Source organism: Streptomyces triticirhizae, assembly GCF_003696235.1.
Lineage (GTDB): Bacteria > Actinomycetota > Actinomycetes > Streptomycetales > Streptomycetaceae > Streptomyces > Streptomyces triticirhizae.
The window spans coordinates 1-17,482 of sequence record NZ_RFFJ01000064.1 but is presented as its reverse complement, the minus strand read 5'-3'; the positions used below and the strand labels follow the sequence as shown (position 1 = coordinate 17,482).

The 17,482-nt window shown below is 74.1% G+C and carries 14 protein-coding genes; 7 read left to right on the top strand and 7 right to left on the bottom strand.

The annotated features are described in order from the left end of the window. Positions 1-143 precede the first annotated feature (143 nt). On the top strand, positions 144-1,943 hold the full coding sequence (locus EBN88_RS13670) for a hypothetical protein (protein WP_233580652.1): 1,800 nt from the start codon (positions 144-146) through the stop codon (positions 1,941-1,943). A gap of 390 nt (positions 1,944-2,333) precedes the next feature. Here the strand turns inward: EBN88_RS13670 and EBN88_RS13665 are convergent, their stop codons facing one another. Both EBN88_RS13665 and EBN88_RS13660 read right to left on the bottom strand, forming a co-directional pair. Further along, complete coding sequence (locus EBN88_RS13665; protein ID WP_122184139.1) at positions 2,334-3,452, bottom strand: ADP-ribosylglycohydrolase family protein; 1,119 nt, start codon at positions 3,450-3,452, stop codon at positions 2,334-2,336. Then, entirely contained in the window at positions 3,449-6,028 is a 2,580-nt protein-coding gene (locus EBN88_RS13660; protein ID WP_233580653.1) for a bifunctional FO biosynthesis protein CofGH, read from the bottom strand. The genes EBN88_RS13665 and EBN88_RS13660 overlap by 4 nt, the downstream gene beginning before the upstream one ends. A gap of 259 nt (positions 6,029-6,287) precedes the next feature. On the opposite strand from EBN88_RS13660, the gene EBN88_RS13655 reads away from it, so the two are divergent. From EBN88_RS13655 to EBN88_RS32360, 3 genes are all read left to right on the top strand, one after another. Beyond that, positions 6,288-9,218, top strand: a complete 2,931-nt coding sequence (locus EBN88_RS13655; RefSeq protein ID WP_122184137.1) for an AfsR/SARP family transcriptional regulator — start codon at positions 6,288-6,290, stop codon at positions 9,216-9,218. A gap of 190 nt (positions 9,219-9,408) precedes the next feature. After that, a complete protein-coding gene (locus EBN88_RS13650; RefSeq protein WP_122184136.1) occupies positions 9,409-9,753 on the top strand; it encodes a hypothetical protein in 345 nt (114 codons plus the stop codon). A 145-nt stretch (positions 9,754-9,898) separates the two neighbouring features. Next, positions 9,899-10,033 carry a hypothetical protein gene (locus tag EBN88_RS32360; RefSeq protein WP_267902557.1) on the top strand — a complete coding sequence of 45 codons (135 nt, stop codon included), beginning with the start codon at positions 9,899-9,901 and terminating at the stop codon, positions 10,031-10,033. 323 nt (positions 10,034-10,356) lie between these two features. On the opposite strand, the gene EBN88_RS13645 is transcribed toward EBN88_RS32360, so the two are convergent. Then, complete coding sequence (locus tag EBN88_RS13645) at positions 10,357-11,109, bottom strand: phosphotransferase (protein WP_122184135.1); 753 nt, start codon at positions 11,107-11,109, stop codon at positions 10,357-10,359. Between the two features lie 46 nt (positions 11,110-11,155). Here EBN88_RS13645 and EBN88_RS13640 point away from each other — a divergent pair, with 46 nt between their 5' ends. After that, positions 11,156-11,917 (top strand): SDR family NAD(P)-dependent oxidoreductase, encoded by a 762-nt coding sequence (locus tag EBN88_RS13640; protein ID WP_122184134.1) that lies wholly within the window; start codon positions 11,156-11,158, stop codon positions 11,915-11,917. On the opposite strand, the gene EBN88_RS13635 is transcribed toward EBN88_RS13640, so the two are convergent. Then, positions 11,910-12,590 carry a helix-turn-helix domain-containing protein gene (locus EBN88_RS13635; RefSeq protein WP_122184133.1) on the bottom strand — a complete coding sequence of 227 codons (681 nt, stop codon included), beginning with the start codon at positions 12,588-12,590 and terminating at the stop codon, positions 11,910-11,912. The genes EBN88_RS13640 and EBN88_RS13635 overlap by 8 nt on opposite strands. A gap of 115 nt (positions 12,591-12,705) precedes the next feature. Between EBN88_RS13635 and EBN88_RS13630 the strand changes: the two genes are divergently transcribed. Further along, entirely contained in the window at positions 12,706-13,710 is a 1,005-nt protein-coding gene (locus tag EBN88_RS13630) for an NAD(P)/FAD-dependent oxidoreductase (RefSeq protein ID WP_122184132.1), read from the top strand. Then, the gene (locus EBN88_RS13625; RefSeq protein ID WP_122184131.1) at positions 13,707-14,351 is read left to right on the top strand and encodes an SAM-dependent methyltransferase; all 645 of its coding nucleotides are present in this window, start codon (positions 13,707-13,709) and stop codon (positions 14,349-14,351) included. The genes EBN88_RS13630 and EBN88_RS13625 overlap by 4 nt, the downstream gene beginning before the upstream one ends. A 228-nt stretch (positions 14,352-14,579) precedes the next feature. On the opposite strand, the gene EBN88_RS13620 is transcribed toward EBN88_RS13625, so the two are convergent. The 3 genes from EBN88_RS13620 to EBN88_RS13610 all read right to left on the bottom strand — a co-directional run. Continuing rightward, positions 14,580-14,948 carry a VOC family protein gene (locus tag EBN88_RS13620; protein ID WP_122184130.1) on the bottom strand — a complete coding sequence of 123 codons (369 nt, stop codon included), beginning with the start codon at positions 14,946-14,948 and terminating at the stop codon, positions 14,580-14,582. A 250-nt stretch (positions 14,949-15,198) separates the two neighbouring features. Further along, positions 15,199-16,224, bottom strand: coding sequence for an aminoglycoside phosphotransferase family protein (locus tag EBN88_RS13615; RefSeq protein ID WP_122184129.1), 1,026 nt, complete (start codon positions 16,222-16,224; stop codon positions 15,199-15,201). A gap of 201 nt (positions 16,225-16,425) precedes the next feature. After that, positions 16,426-17,482 (bottom strand): endonuclease/exonuclease/phosphatase family protein (locus EBN88_RS13610; RefSeq protein ID WP_199742351.1); only part of this gene is annotated, 1,057 nt, incomplete at its 5' end.

The following is a 17,482-nucleotide window of genomic DNA, read 5'->3' as shown; positions in this document are numbered from 1 at the left end:
CGCCCGTGGCCCGCTCCTGACGCATATTCGGCCAGCATGTTCCGGCCAGCGCGACGGGTGCTGGAACGGAAGGGAAACGCGGGGCATCCTGGGGAAGGTGACGCCTCCTGTGGGAATCGAGGGCGGCGGAGGGGGAAGAGCGGGTGAACGAGGGGACGGCGAGCGGACTGCGGGTGCCGGTCGGGCGGGACGCGCAGCGCTGGGTGACCAGGGCGCGCTGCCGCCGGGTGCTGCTGGTGGTGCACAACGTCACCTCGGCGACGCGGCTGTTGGACGTGCTGCCGCTGATGGCCGACGACCTGCGGGTGCAGATGCTGGCGACCTGCACCGGCTCCTCTCCGTTCCTGGCCGGAATGCCGGAGCTGCTGGGCTCGTTGGGCCTGCCGGTGCTGCCCTGGGAACAGGCCCAGGCGACCCCCGTCGACCTGGCGATATCCGCCAGCTACGGCGGCCGGCTCGACCTGATCCAGGGCGACCTCGCGGTCCTCTCACACGGCGTCGGCTACAACAAGCGGCTGGCTCTCCCCGAGCCCTCCCCCAACGGCGCCGACGGCGGCCACGGTTCCTCCGGTGCGAAGGGTGTCGCGCCCGTCTTCGGGCTCTCCCCGGACTGGCTGCTGCACCACGGGCGGCCCCTGGCCAGCGCCACCGTGCTGTCCCACCCCGAGCAGATGGACCGGCTGCGCGCCGCCTGCCCCGAGGCGGTGCCGACCGCCGTGCTGGCGGGCGACCCGTGCTGGGACCGAATCCTGGCCGCGCGCCCCTACCGGGCGCGGTTCCGGCGGGCGTTGGGGGTGGCGCCGGGGCAGCGGCTGGTGGTGGTCAGCTCCACCTGGTCGCCGCGCTCGCTCTTCGGCGACGGCGACGCCGGCGAGGACCGTGACGAACTCCTGCCCTGGCTGCTGCGGCGGCTGGTCGGCGAGTTGCCGGCGGACGAGTACCGCCTGGCCGCCGTGCTGCACCCCAACATCTGGTACGGGCACGGCCCCGGCCAGCTCCGCGCCTGGCTGGACCGCGCCCGCCGCGCCGGGCTCACCCTGATCGACCCCCTGGAGGGCTGGCGACAGGCGCTCATCGCGGCCGACTGCGTGGTCGGCGACCACAGCAGCGTGACCACCTACGCGGCGGCCACCGGAACGCCCGTGCTGCTCGGCGCGTTCCCGGAGGCGGACCTCGACCCGGACTCGCCCGTCGCCGGTCTTGGCCGGACCGCGCCCCGGCTGCGCCAGGGCGGCAGCCTGCGCGCCCAACTCGACCGGGTCATGGCCGAACACCGCCCGGAGCGGTACGCGGCGCTGGCCGACCACATCTCCTCGGCGCCGGGCCAGTCGGCGCGGCTGCTGCGGGGGCTCTTCTACCGGCTGATGGACCTGCCCGAGCCGGACGACCGCCCGGCCCGGCTCGACCGGCTGCCGATGCCCGCCTTCGAACCGGCCGAACGCACCGCCCCCGTCCGGGCGTTGACCCGGCTGGTGAGCGAGGCGCCGGCGGAGGTGGCGGTGACCCGCTACGCGGACCCGGACTTCGAGCCGGAGGACGCGGCGGCCGACGCCGCGTACACCGTGGTCCACGAGGACACCCAGGACCCGAGCCGGCTGTCGGTGGCGGATGTCATCCTGCGGTACGCGGCGGAGGACGACCCGCGCTACGGGCCGCCGGCGACGTGGACGGCGGAGACGCTGGCGCGCCACCGCTCCTGCGCGCTGGCGGTCTATGTCGGCGGGCCCGACCACTGCACGGTGCGCACCAGGGACGGCGCGACGTTCCGGCTGTCGGCCGTGCCGGACGCGGACGGCCGCGCCGACCTGTGCGACCCGGCCGCCTACGCCTCGGCGCTCCACCTCTGGCTCGACCTCCGCCGGGCCCCGGCGGAGCCCCCCACGACGCTGCTGGTCACGACGGGGCCGACGCGGCACCGGGTCATGGTGACGCGGTGCGGGTGACCGGAGTCGTGGGCCGTAGGCCGGCCGGGCCGGCGCCGGCCCGGCGAGTGCGGGTTCGGCGGCCTGCGGCCGCCGGGCCGGGTGGCGGATCGGCTCCCGGCCGGCTGGCAAGCCGGGGGTTGGTGGGGGCCCTGGGGGCCGGGCTCCGGCGCGGGAGTCCGCGGCGCGGGCCAGATCCGCCGTGAGCGGCGGCGAGCCCTCGTCCGGCAGCCGCCGCAGCCGCTGAACGGGAGCGCACGCCCGAGCCAACGCCGGTCACGGGCCGCCCCGTTCGACCGCCTGCGGGGCACCGGCGGCCCAACCCCCGCCGCCGAACCTCCCGTCAGCCCGGCGGGGCCGGTCGCGGCCGGCCACCCGCCGTCGTGGGGACCGCCGGTGGGCCTCGTCTCCCTATCCCCGGGGATACCGTTCCAGCCAGATGTCCGCCGAGTCGCCCGGTCCGTGCAGGGCCGGGCCCTGGGTCATCTCCATCGCGAAGTCGTCGGCCAGTTCCAGGATCGTGGAGCGCCCCTCCAACTCCGCCACCCACGCCGGCGGCAGGGACGTCTCGCCGTGCAGCGCGCCCAGCAGGTTGCCGCAGATGGAGCCGGTGGAGTCGGAGTCGCCGCCGTGGTTGACCGCCAGCAGCAGCCCGTGGCGGATGTCCTGCGCGACCAGCGCGCAGTACACGCCGATGGCCAGCGCCTCCTCCGCCGTCCAGCCCTCGCCGAGGGAAGCGACCCGCTCCGGCGTCGGCAGCCCCTGCCGGACCGCGCCGAGCGCCTGCCGCAGCGCCTCGGACGTCTCCTCGTGCCCGGGCCTGGTGGCGAGTTGGGCGAGGGCCTTCTGCACCGCCGCGTCCAGGTCGTCGTTGCGCACCAGGGCGTGCACGATGGCGGCGAAGGCGCCGGCCGCCAGCATTCCCGTGGGGTGTCCGTGGGTCTGCGCCGCGCACTCGACGCCGAGTTGGAAGACGAGCTGCGGCTCCCAGCCGACCAGCAGCCCGAACGGCGCGGAGCGCATCACCGTTCCGCAGCCCTTGGAGTCGGGGTTCTTGGGGTCGTCGACGGTGCCCATCCGCTGGTCGGCCAGGCCGCTGAGACAGGCGCGGCCGGGGGCGCGCTGGGCGTAGAGCCACTCCTGGCGGGCCAACCAGCCGTCGTCCGGCCGGCGTTCGTCGGGTCCCCACTCGTGCTGGGTGCGGTACCAGCGGCGGTGGGCGGCGTGCACGTCGGTGGGCGGGTGCCAGGCGCCGGTGTCGCGTCGGACATGGGCGCGGATCAGGCCGTCGACGGTGAAGAGGGTCATCTGGGTGTCGTCGGTGACGGCGCCGCGCCGGCCGTAGGCGGGCACGTAGTCGGTGACGCCGTCGGGGCCGTGGGCGGCGCGTATCGCCTCCAGCGAGTCGAACTCGACGCCGGCGCCCAGCGCGTCGCCTATCGCCCCGCCGAGCAGGCAGCCGCGCACCCGGCTGCGGAAGTCCTGCTGGTCGGCGCGGCCCCACAGCGACCCGCCCACCGGGGCGCTCACCCGGCACCGCCCGCGAGTGGCAGCAGCTTCGGCAGCCGCCCGTCGGCGGCGCGCGCGGCGGCGACGCGTTCGGCCGGCACCTCGCCGTAGGTGGTGGTGCGCGGGCGGGCCGGGCGGCCGGCGAGTTCGGCGATCGCGGTCAGCTCGGCGACGGTGCGGTGCGAGCCGTAGGCGGAGCCGGCCATCCGGGAGATGGTCTCCTCCATCAGGGTGCCCCCGAGGTCGTTGGCGCCGGAGCGCAGCATCTCCGCCGCGCCCTCGGTGCCCAACTTGACCCAGCTTGTCTGAATGTTGGTGATGTGGGGATGGAGCAGGAGCCTGGCCATCGCGGTGACGGCCCGGTTGTCCCGCGCGGTGGGCCCTGGGCGGGCGATGCCCGCGAGGTAGACGGGGGCGTTGGTGTGCACGAAGGGCAGCGTGACGAACTCGGTGAAGCCGGCGACGCCCTTCTCCTCGTTCCGCCGCTGGATCGCGGCGAGTGTCCGCAGGTGCCCCAACCAGTGCCGGGGCTGGTCGACATGGCCGTACATCATGGTGGACGAGGAGCGCAGGCCCAGTTCGTGGGCGGTGCTGACCACCTCGATCCAGGTGTCGGCGGGCAGCTTGCCCTTGGTGAGGACCCAGCGCACCTCGTCGTCGAGGATCTCGGCGGCGGTGCCGGGGATGGTGTCGAGGCCGGCCTCCCGCGCCGCCGTCAGCCAGTCGCGGATCGACATCCCGGTGCGGGAGGCGCCGTTGACGATCTCCATCGGGGAGAACGCGTGGATGTGCATCCCGGGGACGCGTTCGCGCACCGCGCGCACGATGTCGAAGTAGGCGGTGCCCGGCAGGTCGGGGTGGATGCCGCCCTGCATACACACCTCGACGGCGCCGACCTCCCACGCCTGTTGGGCGCGGTCGGCGACCTGCTCCAGGGAGAGGGTGTAGGCGTCGGCGTCGGTGCGGCGCTGGGCGAAGGCGCAGAACCGGCAGCCGGTGTAGCAGACGTTGGTGAAGTTGATGTTGCGGGTGACCACATAGGTCACGTCCTCGCCGACGACCTGGCGGCGCAGCTGGTCGGCGACGTCGGTGAGCGCGTCGAGCGCGGGGCCGTCGGCGTGCAGCAGGGTGAGGGCCTGCTCGTCGGTGAGCCGGGTGGGGTCGTCGGCGGCGACGGCGAGGGCGGCGCGGGCCTCGCCGTCGAGGCGGGGCAACGGGCGGGCGTCGGGGGTGAGTCCGGGCTGGGCGAGGGCACGCAGCTCGGACCAGTCGCCGTAGACGTCATCGAAGTCGGCGCGCCGGTCGCCGGTGCGGCCCTCGGTGTCGATGGTGCGGTGCAGTTCGGTGCGGCCGCTGGCCACCAGCGGCTCGTCGGGCTCCTGCCAGGGCAGGCCGACGGGGAGGGCGTCCTTGTTGGCGAGGCCGGTCTCCGGGTCGGCGAGGGCGTTGATGTGGGGCAGCAGCCTGGGGTCGATCCAGGGCTCGCCGCGCCGGATGAACTCCGGGTAGACGGTGAGGCGTTCGCGGAGTTCGAAGCCGGCGGCGCGGGTGCGCCGGGCGAGTTCGTCGATGGCGGGCCAGGGGCGTTCGGGGTTGACGTGGTCGGGGGTGAGGGGGGAGACGCCGCCCCAGTCGTCGATGCCGGCGCGGATGAGCAGCGCGTACTCCTCGTCGACGAGGTTGGGCGGGGCCTGCACCCGGGCGGACGGGCCCAGCAGCAGGCGGGTCACGGCGACGGCGGCGGCCAGCTCCTCCAGTTCGACGTCGGGCATGGCGCGCATCGCGGTGTCGGGCTTGGCGCGGAAGTTCTGGATGATCACCTCCTGGATTCCCCGGTAGGTGCGGGAGATCCGGCGCAGCGCGAAGATCGACTCGGCGCGTTCGGTGAAGTCCTCGCCGATGCCCAGCAGCAGGCCGCTGGTGAACGGGACCGAGGAGCGGCCGGCGTCCTCCAGCGCGCGCAGCCGCACCGCCGGCTCCTTGTCGGGCGAGCCGTGGTGCGGGCCGCCAGGATCGGACCACAGCCGGGTCGCCGTGGTCTCCAGCATCATGCCCATCGAGGGCGAGACGGGCTTGAGCCGCTGGAAGTCGGTCCAGGTCAGCACGCCGGGGTTGAGGTGGGGCAGCAGCCCGGTCTCCTCCAACACCCGGATCGCCATGGCCCGCACATAGGAGAGGGTGTCGTCGTAGCCGGCGGCGGCGAGCCACTCCTTCGCCTCGGGCCAGCGGTCCTCGGGCCGGTCGCCCAGGGTGAAGAGGGCCTCCTTGCAGCCCAACGCGGCGCCGCGACGGGCGATTTCCAGCACCTCGTCCGGCGAGAGGAACATGCCGTGGCCCTCGCGACGAAGCTTTCCCGGAACAGTCACAAACGTGCAGTAATGGCAACGATCCCGACAGAGACGGGTCAGCGGGATAAACACCTTCCGGGAGTAGGTGATCACCCCCGGACGCCCCGCCTCGTCCAGCCCCGCGTCGCGTACCCGCCCCGCGGCCTCGGCCAGGCGTTCCAGGTCAGCGCCACGCGCCCGGAGCAACACGGCGGCCTCCGCCGTGTCCAGCGCCACCCCGTCGTGAGCCCTGCGCAGCGCCCGGCGCATCGCGTTGGCCGTGGGAACGTCCGTGCTTCTCGTCATGCACCCGAGGATAGGAGGACGCCGCTCGGGGCGACAGGACACGGTGCGGGTGTGGCCTGGAGTGGTTCATCGCGGGAAGACCGTCTCCCGACCCGGCCCACTCCGTGCCACACTGCCATGGCCGTTCCGGTCCTCAGGGGCCTGGTCTTCAAAGGACTCCTTCACGCCGGATAGACTCCAACGTTCGCCCCATACGTGCAAAGGTTGAGAAGCAGAGGACACCATGGCCGTTGGTGAGGGGACCACGGGGGGTTACACACCTGCCTTGCGCTTCGCGGTGCTCGGCCCGGTGCGCGCTTGGCAGGGCGAACAGCTCCTGCCCCCGGGATCGCCCCAGCAACGCGCCCTGCTCGCCACCCTGTTGCTGCGGCGCGGCCGGCCGGCCTCGGCGACCGAGCTGGTGGACGCGCTGTGGGACGAGCCGCCGCAGCAGGCGATCGCCGCGCTGCGCACCTACGCCTCCCGGCTGCGGAAGGCGTTCGGCCCGCGCGCCTCGGTGCTGGTCAGTCAGTCCGGCGGCTACGCCCTGCGGCTCGGCCCGCGCGACGAGTTGGACCTCGACGAGGTGTCACAGCTGAGCGCGGCCGCCGAGAAGGCGGTCGGCTCCGGCGACCTGACGCAGGCCCACGAGCTGTACGGCGAGGCCGTCGAGCTGTGGGACGGCGAGGCGCTGGCCGGGCTGCCGGGCCCCGAGGCCGAGATGCAGCGCACCCGGCTCGCCGAGCAGCTGCTGACGCTCCGCGAACAGCGCCTGGACATCGGCCTCCAGGCGGGGCTGCACGCCGACGCGGTCGCCGAGCTGACCGCGCTCTCGGCCGCGCACCCGCTGCGAGAGCGGCTGCGCGAGCTGCTGATGCTGGCGCTCTACCGCAGCGGCCGGCAGGCGGAGGCGCTGGCCGTCTACGCCGACGCGCGGCGGCTGTTGATAGACGAGTTGGGCGTCGAGCCGCGCGCCGAGCTGTCGGAGCTACAGAACCGCATCCTCAACGCGGACAGCTCCCTGACGCTGAAGAGCGTTCCCTCCGGCTCCCCCGCCAGGCCCAGCGTGCGACCGGCCCAACTGCCGGCCGCCGTACCCGACTTCACCGGGCGCGCCTCGTTCGTCCGCGAACTGGGCGCCCAACTGGCCGGCGCCGGCGGCCAGGTGATGGCCGTCTCGGCGGTCGCCGGCATCGGCGGCGTCGGGAAGACCACGCTGGCCGTGCAGGTGGCGCACGCCGCGCGCGAGCACTTCCCCGACGGCCAGCTCTATGTCGACCTCCAGGGCGCGGGCGCGGCCCCGGCCGACCCCACCGCCGTGCTCGCCGCGTTCCTGCGGGCGCTGGGCATCCCCGACGACGGGATACCGGACGGGGTGGACGAACGTGCCGGCCTCTACCGCTCGCTGCTCGCCGGCCGCCGGGTGCTGGCCCTGCTGGACAACGCCCGCGACGCGGCGCAGGTCCGCGACCTGCTGCCGGGAACGCCCGGCTGCGCCACGCTGATCACCAGCCGGCTGCGGATGGTGGACCTGGCCGGGGCGCACCTGGTCGACCTGGACGTGATGAGCCCGGACGAGGCGCTGACGCTGTTCACCAGGATCGTCGGCGAGGAGCGCGTCGCCAGCGAGCGCAGGGCGGCGATGCAGGTCGTCGGGGCCTGCGGCTTCCTGCCGTTGGCGATCAGGATCGCCGCCGCCCGGCTGGCGGCCCGCCGCACCTGGACGGTCTCCACGCTCGCCAGGAAGCTGAGCGACGAACGCCGCAGGCTGGACGAGCTGAAGGCCGGCGACCAGACCGTCAAGGCCACCTTCGAACTGGGATACGGCCAGCTGGAGGCCGAACAGGCCCGCGCCTTCCGGCTGTTGGGGCTGACCGAGGGCCCCGACATCTCGCTGACGGCCGCTGCGGCGCTGCTCGACCGGGACCCGGAGACCACCGAGGAGCTGCTGGAGTCCCTGGTGGACACCTCGCTGCTGGAGTCGGCGGCGCAGGGCCGCTACCGCCTGCACGACCTGGTGCGGCTCTTCGCCCGCGCCTGCGCCGAGCGCGACGAGCAGCCGCCGGCCGAACGGGAGGCCGCGCTGTCCCGGCTGCTGGACCACTTCCTGGCGTCCAGCCGTCAGGTCTACGCGCTCGAACGCCCCGGCGACCGCCTCGTCGACCATGTGGCGCCCACCGACCACCCGGGGCTCGCCTTCCCCGACCGGAACGCCGCGCTGGAGTGGCTGTTCGCCGAGGCCGAGTGCCTGCTGGCCCGGGTCCGCCAGCAACGCGCGTCCGCCGGGCTGCGGCGCGCCGTGGACACCCTGCTCACCGCGCAGGACCTCGCCGAGTCGGGCGCGTTCTCCCACCAGTTCGACCAGGTGGTGCGCGAAATGCTGTCCGTCGCACGGGAGGCCGACGACGAGCTTGCACAGGGCCGGTTGCACGAGCTGCTGGCCCACGGGCACTCGATGGACGGCAAGTTCGACGAGGCCGACGCCGAGAGTCAGCGCGCCCTGCTGCTCGCCACGGCGGCCGACGACTTGTTCGTGGTCGCCACGGCGCTCAGCGACCGGGGCGTCATCGGAATCTACCGGGGCGACCTGGAGGCGGCCGAGACCTACTTCAGTCGCGCTGTTGAGGCGTACCGCGCGGACGGAAACCTTCCCGGCGAGGCCAGCGCGGTGTGCAACCTGGCGCGGGTACACCTGGACACCGGGCGGGTGGACAGCTCGATCGAGCTGGCGTTGCGCTGCGTGGACATGCACCTGAACGGCGCGCGGCAGCCGCTGCGGGTGGCCAACGCCCGCTACACGCTGGGCATGGCGCTCAACCGGGCGACTCGTCACGCGGAGGCGCTGGAAGAGTTCGACCGGGCGATGGAGGTCTTCCGGGCGACCCGACAGCGGCTCTGGGAGGGCGTCACGCACTACCGCATCGCCGAGGTCCACCTGGCCGCCGGGCGGCCGGCGGAGTCGGCACGGCACGCTGAGCGGGCACTGGCGCTGGGCGGCATCGGCGGCGAATGGCGGCGCGGAACCGTGCTGTTGTTACTCGGTCGGGCCCTCTCGGAGCTCCATCAGACGGACCGGGCGCGGGCCTGTTGGGAGGACGCGCTGGCGATCCTGGAGGAGATCAGGGCACCCGAGGCGGCGGTCGCACGGAACCTGCTCTCCCCCACCAGCGTCTAGGACCGCAGGAGAAGTCCGAAGCACATCGAGTTGGCGCGTTTATTGTTAATTTAGTTGTGCGTGCCACGCTCTGCGGACATTCGACATCACGGGGGGCGGACGATTCTCGGCTGGATCGACCGACGCGCAGCGGGGGGTTGCTGGCTAGGCGTGTCGCCCCACGACAATCCAGACCGTCAAGGAGCTGAAGTTGACTGACACCAGGAGCGAGGAGACCGGGCAGGTCCGCCCGACGGACCGCTATGCCTCCGGCGAACCAGCCGACGGGGTACGCCCGTTGGGCGACCGCTATGCCTCCAGCGAACCAGCCGACGGGGAAGTGGCCCCCCAGGGCGACCACTACGGCGACAGCGAGCCCGCTGACGGCGAGGCAGGCACCAAGGGCGACGGCGACAGCAAGTCGCAGGCTGTGGGGCACGTCCCCGAGCGGGGCGAGGCGGCCGAGGGTGACGTGAGCGCACGGGACCGCTACGCGTCGGGCGAGCCCAAGGACAAGCCGGGGCGCGTCGCCCCTGTGGACCGCTACGCGTCCTGAGCCCACAATGGTTCTCACTAAGGCCGGTTCCCAGGTCGGGGACCGGCCTTCGTGATGAGCGGTTCCGCACCACCTCGCACCACGGAAAGTTTTCACACGTCACGGGTTGGGAACGCGTTCCCGTGTTCCCAGTGAGGAGTCCGGCATGACCCGCGTCAGGAAGTTCGCCCTCGGTCTCGCCCTGGTCACCACGCTGTGGGTCGCCGGCGCCGGAGTGGCCCAGGCCGACCGCTACACCAGCGGTATTCCCGCCGACGGCACGCTGTCCTCGGGCAGGTGAAGCGTTCACCAGCCACCGCACGACCAGCCGGGCGGCCCCTCTCAGGGGCCGCCCGCACTCGTTTATCGCGTGTTTATGACGAACTGACATGCTCATCCTTGTCCGGCCGCACAGGGGTGCGCGGCCGGCCTCCCCGGTGGAGCCTGTTCGGCGGCAACGGGGGAGTCGCCGGGCAGGTCTCGGCCGGCGGTTCGGGTGGCGTGGAGGGGGCGTCGCCCGGACCCGACCGGCTCGAACCCACCCAGACATCGGCCGTCGGTGGGGGCCGACGGCCGATGTCCCAACGCCCCGCAGGGCGGGCCCCGCACCCCCCGGGAGGGCCCTCAGCCCAACGCCCGCGCCAGCGCCGGCCGATGCTCGACCACCCAGGCGCTCGCCACCCTGATCCCGGCCGGCACTCCCGCCGCCACCAGCCGCGCCATCGCCGGCTCGCCGCGTTCCGCCCCCGCCTCGATCCCGCGCCAGCAGCGGTCCTGCCACCACAGCACCGTCTCCAGCAGCCGCGCCCGGTCGGCCGTCGGGCCGTACGCCTCGCACAGCAGCCGCAGCCGCCGGCCCACCTCGTCGGGCTCGCCGGCGTCCGGGCCCAACTCCAGGTACTGCCACGCCACATGGGCCAGATCCTGAATCCGCTCGCCGGGCGCGGCGATGTCCCAGTCGATCAGCGCGACGGGCCGCCAGCCCTCGGCGTAGACGGTGTTCTTCGGCGACAGGTCGTGGTGGCAGACCACCTCGCCCGCGCCGGCCAGCGCGGTCCCCGCCGTCAGGTCGTGGAACTCCCGCACCAGCGTGGCCACTTCCGCCAGCGCCTCGTCCGTGCGCGCCGCCCGCCGCTCCTCCGGCGTGCACGCCGCGCGCCCCGGCAGGTACTCCAGCACCTCGCGCCCCCGCTCGTCGCGGCCCAACACCCGGGGCGCGCCCCGCCAGCCGGCCCGCTCGAAGTGCGCCAGCAGCGCGTGCGTGAACTCCGCCCGTTCCGGCACGGCCCGCCGCACCGTGCCGCCGACGCGCACCACCTCGTTGACGAAGCCGCCGGTCAGCGGCTCCTCGACGGGGCCATCCCGCTGTGTGCTCATCGCCCAAGCCTGTCATTCCCTGGCGCGTGGCTTCTAGAGTTCCGGCATGACGCAGACGCAGGCACGAGGACCACTGGCCGGGAAGGGCGCGGTGGTGACCGGTGGGTCGCGCGGGATCGGCCGCGCGATCGTGGAACGACTCGCGGCGGACGGCGCCACGGTCGTCTTCAGCTACGCGCGCGCCGAGGACGCGGCACGGGACGTCGCCGAGGCCGTCGCCGAGCGCGGCGGAACGGCCCACCCGGTGCGCGCCGACTTCGCCGACCCGGAGGCCCCCCGGCGGCTGATGGAGCGCGCCGACCAACTTCTCGACGGCCTCGACGTGTTGGTGAACAACGCGACCGGCCCGCTGGCCCCCACCCCGTTGACCGAGATCACCGAGGAGGACCTCGACCAGGCACTGAACATCACGGTGCGGGCCGCGTTCCTCACCATCCGGCACGCCGCCGACCACATGCGGGACGGCGGCCGGATCATCAGTGTCTCCACCCTCAACACCAGGCGGCAGGCGCCGGGCCTCGCCCTCTACACGGCGGCCAAGGGCGCGCTGGAACAGCTGACCACGGTGGCCGCGCTGGAGCTGGGCGTGCGGGGCATCACCGCCAACACCGTCTCGCCCGGCGCCACCGACACCGAGCTGCTGCGCGGCAGCAACCCGCCCGAGGTGCTGGAGCGCATCCCCGCGCTCACCCCGCTGCGCCGGGTCGGGCAGCCGGCGGACGTGGCGGCCGTGGTCGCCCTGTTGACCAGCCCGGACGCCGGGTGGATCACCGGCCAGAACATCCCGGCGACCGGCGGCCTCAGCTAGGCCGTGTCCGTAAAGTCTCGCCGGGCCCGCCGTTGCCTCCGCGCTCGGCCGGTCGGGCCCTGACGTGCATCCGTTCTCCCTGGGCGCCGAAGAGGCTGAGGAACTCGGCGGGTTGGGGCCCCGGGTTGCTGAACGCGTGCGGCACCCGGGTGTCGAACTCCGCCACCTCCCCGGGCCCCAGCGTCAACTCCCGGTCCCCCAGCCGCAGCCCGACCGTCCCCGAGAGCACATAGCACCACTCGAATCCCTCGTGCACGCGCGGCTCGGCGCCCCGGCCGTAGCCGGGCGGAAGGATCTGCTTGTAGGCGTGCAGCCCGCCGAGATGCCTGGTCAGCGGGATGAACGTCTGCCCGTGGCGGGAGAAGGGACGCGGGTGGACCCTCGGGTCCCCCGTGGTCGGCGCGTCCACCAGCTCGTCCAGCTGCACCCGGTAGGCCCGCGCCAGCGGGAGCAGCAGCTCCAGCGTCGGTTTCCGACCGCCCGACTCCAGCCGGGAGAGCGTGGACACCGAGATCCCGGTCTCCTCGCTCAACGCGGCCAGCGTCACCCGCCGCTCCTGGCGCAGCGCCCGCAGCCGTGGGCCGACGGCGGTCAACACCCGCGCGAGGTCGCCCGCCGGCGGCTGACCCGACTCCGGCTGCTGGGCGGGGGTCGACCGTTCTCGTTCGCTCATCGCCCCAGCATGACCCACCCCGATCACGCGTTGCCAGTCCGGCAAGGAAGTTTGTCGTTCCGGCCCCGGTCGGCGCATCGTCAGAGAGCGACGACAGCGAACGGGAGGGAACCCGATGACCGAACAGACCCCAGCCACGCCGGACCGGTACGACGTCGCCGTGATCGGCGGCGGGCCGGCCGGGCTCAGCGGCGCGCTGGTCCTGGCCAGATCCCGCCGCCGGGTGGTCGTGATCGACGCCGCCCAGCCGCGCAACGCGCCGGCCGCCCACGCGCACAACTACCTCACCAGGGACGGCGCCCCACCCGCCGAGATCCTGGCCGCCGGCCGGGAGGAGGTCCTCCGCTACGGCGGCGAGATCCTGCGCCCCGCCACCGTGACCGGGGCCAGGCGCCGGCCGGACGAGTCCTTCGACCTCGACGTCAGCCTCGACCAGGCCGGGGCACGAACCCTCACCGCCCGCCGGCTGTTGGTGGCCACCGGCGTCGTGGACGAACTCCCCGACGTTCCCGGCCTCGCCGAGCACTGGGGCAGCGCCGTGCTGCACTGCCCGTACTGCCACGGCTGGGAGGTGCGCGACCGGCCCATCGCCGTCCTGGCCACCAACAGGCTGGCCGAACACCAGGCGCTGCTGTGGAGCCAGTGGAGCGACCGGGTGACCCTCGTCACCCACACCGCGCCCGCGCCCACCGAGGAGCGGCGCCGCCGGCTGGCCGCCCGGGGCGTCACGGTGGTCGAGGGCCGTGCCACCGGCGTCGCCACCGGCGCGGACAGCACGCTGCGCGGGCTCGACCTGGCCGACGGCGGAACGGTCGACTGCCGCGCCGTGGTCGTCGCCCCGCGCGTGACCGCGCGGCTGGGGGCGCTCACCGCGCTGGGACTGACGCCCACCGAGGTGGTCAGGGACGGCGAAGTGCTCGGGACCCAGCTCGACGCCGACCCGCTCACCGGCCGCACCGCCGTCCCCGGCGTCCACGCGGCCGGCAACGCCGCCAGCGTCCACGAGCACGTGGTCGGCGCTGCGGCGGCCGGCGTCCGCGCCGGCACCCTGATCAACATGGACCTGATCGAAGCCGACACCGAGGCCGCGCCGCCGCCCGCCGCGAGGGGCGACCGATGACCGAGCACGTTCCCGACCACGTCTACTGGAACGAGCGCTACGCCGCCGCGACGCACGGCGTCTGGAGCGGCGAACCCAACGCGGTCCTGGCCCGCGAGACCGCCGACCTCTCCCCCGGCACGGCCCTCGACCTGGGCTGCGGGGAGGGCGGCGACGCCATCCACCTGGCCCGCCTCGGCTGGCGGGTCACCGCCGTCGACATCTCCGACGTGGCCCTGGAGCGGGCCGCCCAACACGCGGAACGGGCCGGCGTCGCCGAACGGATCGAGTGGCAGCGCCACGACCTCTCCGAGACGTTCCCGGCCGGCAGCTACGACCTGGTCAGCGCCCAGTTCCCGCACTTCCGCGACGGAACGCTCAGTCCCCGCGTCCTCCGCGCGGCAGCGGCGGCGGTGGCCCCCGGTGGCACCCTGCTGATCGAGGCCCACGGCGGCCCGCCGCCCTGGCAACACGACCTCCCCGACGACCTGACCTTCCCCACCCCCGAGGAGACCGTCGCCACGCTCCAACTTCCGCCCGACGAGTGGGAGATCCTCCTCGCCGAACGCCACCCCCGCAGCCAGCGCCACCCCCACACCGGCGAGTTGGCGACCCGCGAAGACCAGACCGTCGTGGCGAGACGGGGGCGCTGCGCTGGCTGACCGGAGTCGGCGGCGCGGCCGCCGCCGACGGCGCGGGCCCCGCGCGGGGCGCCTGCCGCGCGGGCATTGTCAGAGGCGCCCGATACGGTACGAGGCATCCACGGGGAGGAGGGGCCGCATGGGACACGACGACGGGAGGAAAAGGGATGGCAAAGCGGTTCTAACAACGCAGCTCAGAAAGGGGCCTCCCCGCGTGAGCCGGGGGACGGGCCACCACCCGGGGGGCCGCTAAGCCCGGCCGGCCAGGCCCCCGTGGGTCAGGACGTTCACCACGCGTCCGCTGGGGTCGCGGACGAAGAAGCGGCGCACGCCCCAGTCCTCGTCCCGGATCGGGTGGACGATCTCCGCGCCGGCGGCGCGCATCGCCGCGTAGACGGCGTCCACGTACTCGACCTCGACGCTGATGTCCGGGGTCACCGGCCCGGTCTCGTCCTTCCCCGTGGAGAGGCTGATCTGAGCGGTCGGATTGGTCGGCGAGACGAGGGTCATGATCCAGCCGTGGTTCATGGCCTCCTCGAAGCCGAGCCGCTCGTAGAACGCGCGGCTCAACTCCCCGTCGTCCGTGGGGATGTTGGGTACGACGCGGCGGACGGACATGGCGGGCCTCCGGGGAGATCGACCGGTTCACGGACGTTCCAGCACTATCACGGCCCCGGCCGCGCGGCGGCACCCGTTTCAGCGGTGGCGATACTCGCCACGGTCGCCGATCAGGGGCGCGGCGAGGAGGGGGACGACGCCCACGCCGAGCCCGGTCCAGCCGACGGTCGGGCCGGCGACGGACGGCGGGAGCGCCCAGCGCCCCCCACCCCGGCAACAGCCGCATCAGCGGCAACGGGAACGGCGGCGCTCAGAGCAACTCCCGCAGCCAGCGCGCGATATGCGCGTCGCGGTCGGCCGTCGTCAGCAACATGCTGGGGAAGACCCGGTCCCAGGTGTCGGCCCGGCACACGGCCGCCACCCGGCAGGCGACCTCGGCGAGGGAACGGAGTTCGGCCAGGCCGGTGCCGCCCTCCGCCCAGGCGTCGAGGTAGGCGTCCCAGGCGCGGGTGCGGGCGGCGGGGTCGCGGTCGAAGCGCTCGTCGAGGACCCGGCCGACGACCAGCAGGCTGGCGAAGGGGTGGGTGACGGAGGAGTCGCCCCAGTCGAAGAAGAGGTAGCGGCCGCCGTCGGCCAGCGCACCGGACGCGGTGAGGGCCCGGCCGCCGGTGAGGACGGAGGCCGGGTGGAGGTCGGACTGGTCGAGGGAGCAGGCCACGGGCGAGTCGGCGAGGCGCTGGCACCACTCCTCGAAGCGGGGTGCGGCGGCGTGCAGGGTGCGTCGTTCCTCGTCGCGGAGGCTGCCCGCCGACTCGACCAGGCAGCGGTAGCGTTCGACGAGGCGCTGTGGCCGGAAGTCGGGGACGCCCAAGGCGAGCAGCTTGTTGGCGTGCGGCTCCACCTCGCGCTGCAACTGGGCATACTGGGTCAGCATTTCGGCCCAGGCGGCCAGGTCCTCGGGGTCGTTGGTGAGCACCTCGGTGAACATCGGGCCGGCGTCGGGGAGGAGGGACCAGGCGCGGGCGGTGTCGACGGCGACGGGTTCGACGACCCGGCCCGGGACCCAGCGGTGGAGGGCGGCCATCACGGCGGGCTCGTAGGAGGAACGGGGCGGGTTGGCCTTGAACCAGACCGCGCCGCCGTCGGTCAGCGGCACGCGGAGGACGACGGACCAGGGGCGGAGCCGGGCCCAGACCTGGTCGCCGCCGACGGTCAGCCGGTGCCGGGCGAGCCGCTCGGTGATCCAACCGAGGGCCTGGGCACGCCACTTCTCGTCCTCCCACGGGGTCACGGCCCGATAGCCACCGGTCTCCACCACGATCCCATTGACGTCCATGCGACTACCCCATCACACAACTGACCTCTCATCGCGGGAACTTGACGTCTTCCTCACCCGTTCCGCCCGCCCGTGTCACCCGGGCGTCGAGCGATCCCGCTGGGCCGTCGTGGGTGGCGACGGCCTCGGGGATGGCCTCGGGTCAGGTCTCGTCGGCGGGGGCCCCTTCCCGGTAGTTGACCGGTCGCGGTTCGGTACCGGCTATTCGAGAAAGACCGTGACCGCCAGCGGCAGATGGTCGGAGGCCGTCGTCTCGATCAACTCGAAGTCGCCGAAGGCCACCTCGGAGGCGCCGAAGATCCAGTCGACGCGGCGCGGCGGGGAGACGGCCGTGTCCAGCGAGGGGTCGCCCGCCTCGTCCTGCGCGCTGCGCAGCCCGGCCGCCTCCAGCGTCTCGATCTCCCGCGAGTCGGGCCGCGCGTTGAGGTCGCCGGCCAGCACGGCCGTCGGGTCGTCGGCCGTTTCGCCGAGCAGCGGCCCGAGTTGGGCCAGCCGGGGCGCCGGCGACGAGCCGCCGTGCAGATGGGTGCCGACGACCCGCGCGGTCTCGCCGTCGGTGAGGCGGACCGTGACCGAGGCGAAGGAACGGTCCATGTCGCCGCCGGCGCGCGGGAGTTCGCGGGTCTCGCGGTCCACCACGGGCAGCGAGGTGAGGATCAGGTTGCCGAACCTGTCGTCGGCGCCCGGCGCCCACACGCTGGTCACGTCGAGCCGCCGTTCCAGGAAGGTCACCAGGTCGAGCCCGCCGGCGAGCGGCGTGCCGCGCGGCACCTCCTGGAGGACCACCACCTGCGCTCCCGAGTCCTCGATCACCGCGCGGATCGCGTCCGGCGTCAGCTCCCCGCCCTGGTCGACGGCGGCGTGCACGTTCCAGGTCAGCAGCCGGTACATGCCGCCGGCCGTGTCGGTGGGCAGCGGCTCGGGCCCGGAGCGCAGCGCGCCGGCCAGCGGCGGCCAGGCCAGCAGCAGCACCGCGACCACGACCGGGGTGAACGCCCTGGCCAACGGCGGCTGCGCGGCGGCGGTCCGGGTCGCCCGCGCGGCCAGCGCCACGGCCAGCAGCAGCGCGAACGCCCAGGGCAGCAGCCGGAGTTCGTAGGCCAGGGCCAGCAGCACGCAGGAGGCGCCCGTGCCCAGGCCCGCAAGGGCCAGGTCGAACTGCGGGCCGCGCCCGACGCCCATCGGGACCGCGAGCGCCCGCCGCAGCACCGGCGGCAGCACCGCGAGGCCGAGCGTCGCCGCCGGCGCGACCAGCGGC

Bases quoted from the DNA above. Each gene is read 5' to 3' on its own strand.
- EBN88_RS13660 (WP_233580653.1), bottom strand. From the start codon at position 6,028: ATGCGCCGGGCGCTGCGCAGGGCTCACGACGGGGTGGCGCTGGACACG.
- EBN88_RS13655 (WP_122184137.1), top strand. From the start codon at position 6,288: ATGGCCGTTGGTGAGGGGACCACGGGGGGTTACACACCTGCCTTGCGC.
- EBN88_RS32360 (WP_267902557.1), top strand. From the start codon at position 9,899: ATGACCCGCGTCAGGAAGTTCGCCCTCGGTCTCGCCCTGGTCACCACG.
- EBN88_RS13645 (WP_122184135.1), bottom strand. From the start codon at position 11,109: ATGAGCACACAGCGGGATGGCCCCGTCGAGGAGCCGCTGACCGGCGGC.
- EBN88_RS13640 (WP_122184134.1), top strand. From the start codon at position 11,156: ATGACGCAGACGCAGGCACGAGGACCACTGGCCGGGAAGGGCGCGGTG.
- EBN88_RS13635 (WP_122184133.1), bottom strand. From the start codon at position 12,590: ATGAGCGAACGAGAACGGTCGACCCCCGCCCAGCAGCCGGAGTCGGGT.
- EBN88_RS13630 (WP_122184132.1), top strand. From the start codon at position 12,706: ATGACCGAACAGACCCCAGCCACGCCGGACCGGTACGACGTCGCCGTG.
- EBN88_RS13625 (WP_122184131.1), top strand. From the start codon at position 13,707: ATGACCGAGCACGTTCCCGACCACGTCTACTGGAACGAGCGCTACGCC.
- EBN88_RS13620 (WP_122184130.1), bottom strand. From the start codon at position 14,948: ATGTCCGTCCGCCGCGTCGTACCCAACATCCCCACGGACGACGGGGAG.
- EBN88_RS13615 (WP_122184129.1), bottom strand. From the start codon at position 16,224: ATGGACGTCAATGGGATCGTGGTGGAGACCGGTGGCTATCGGGCCGTG.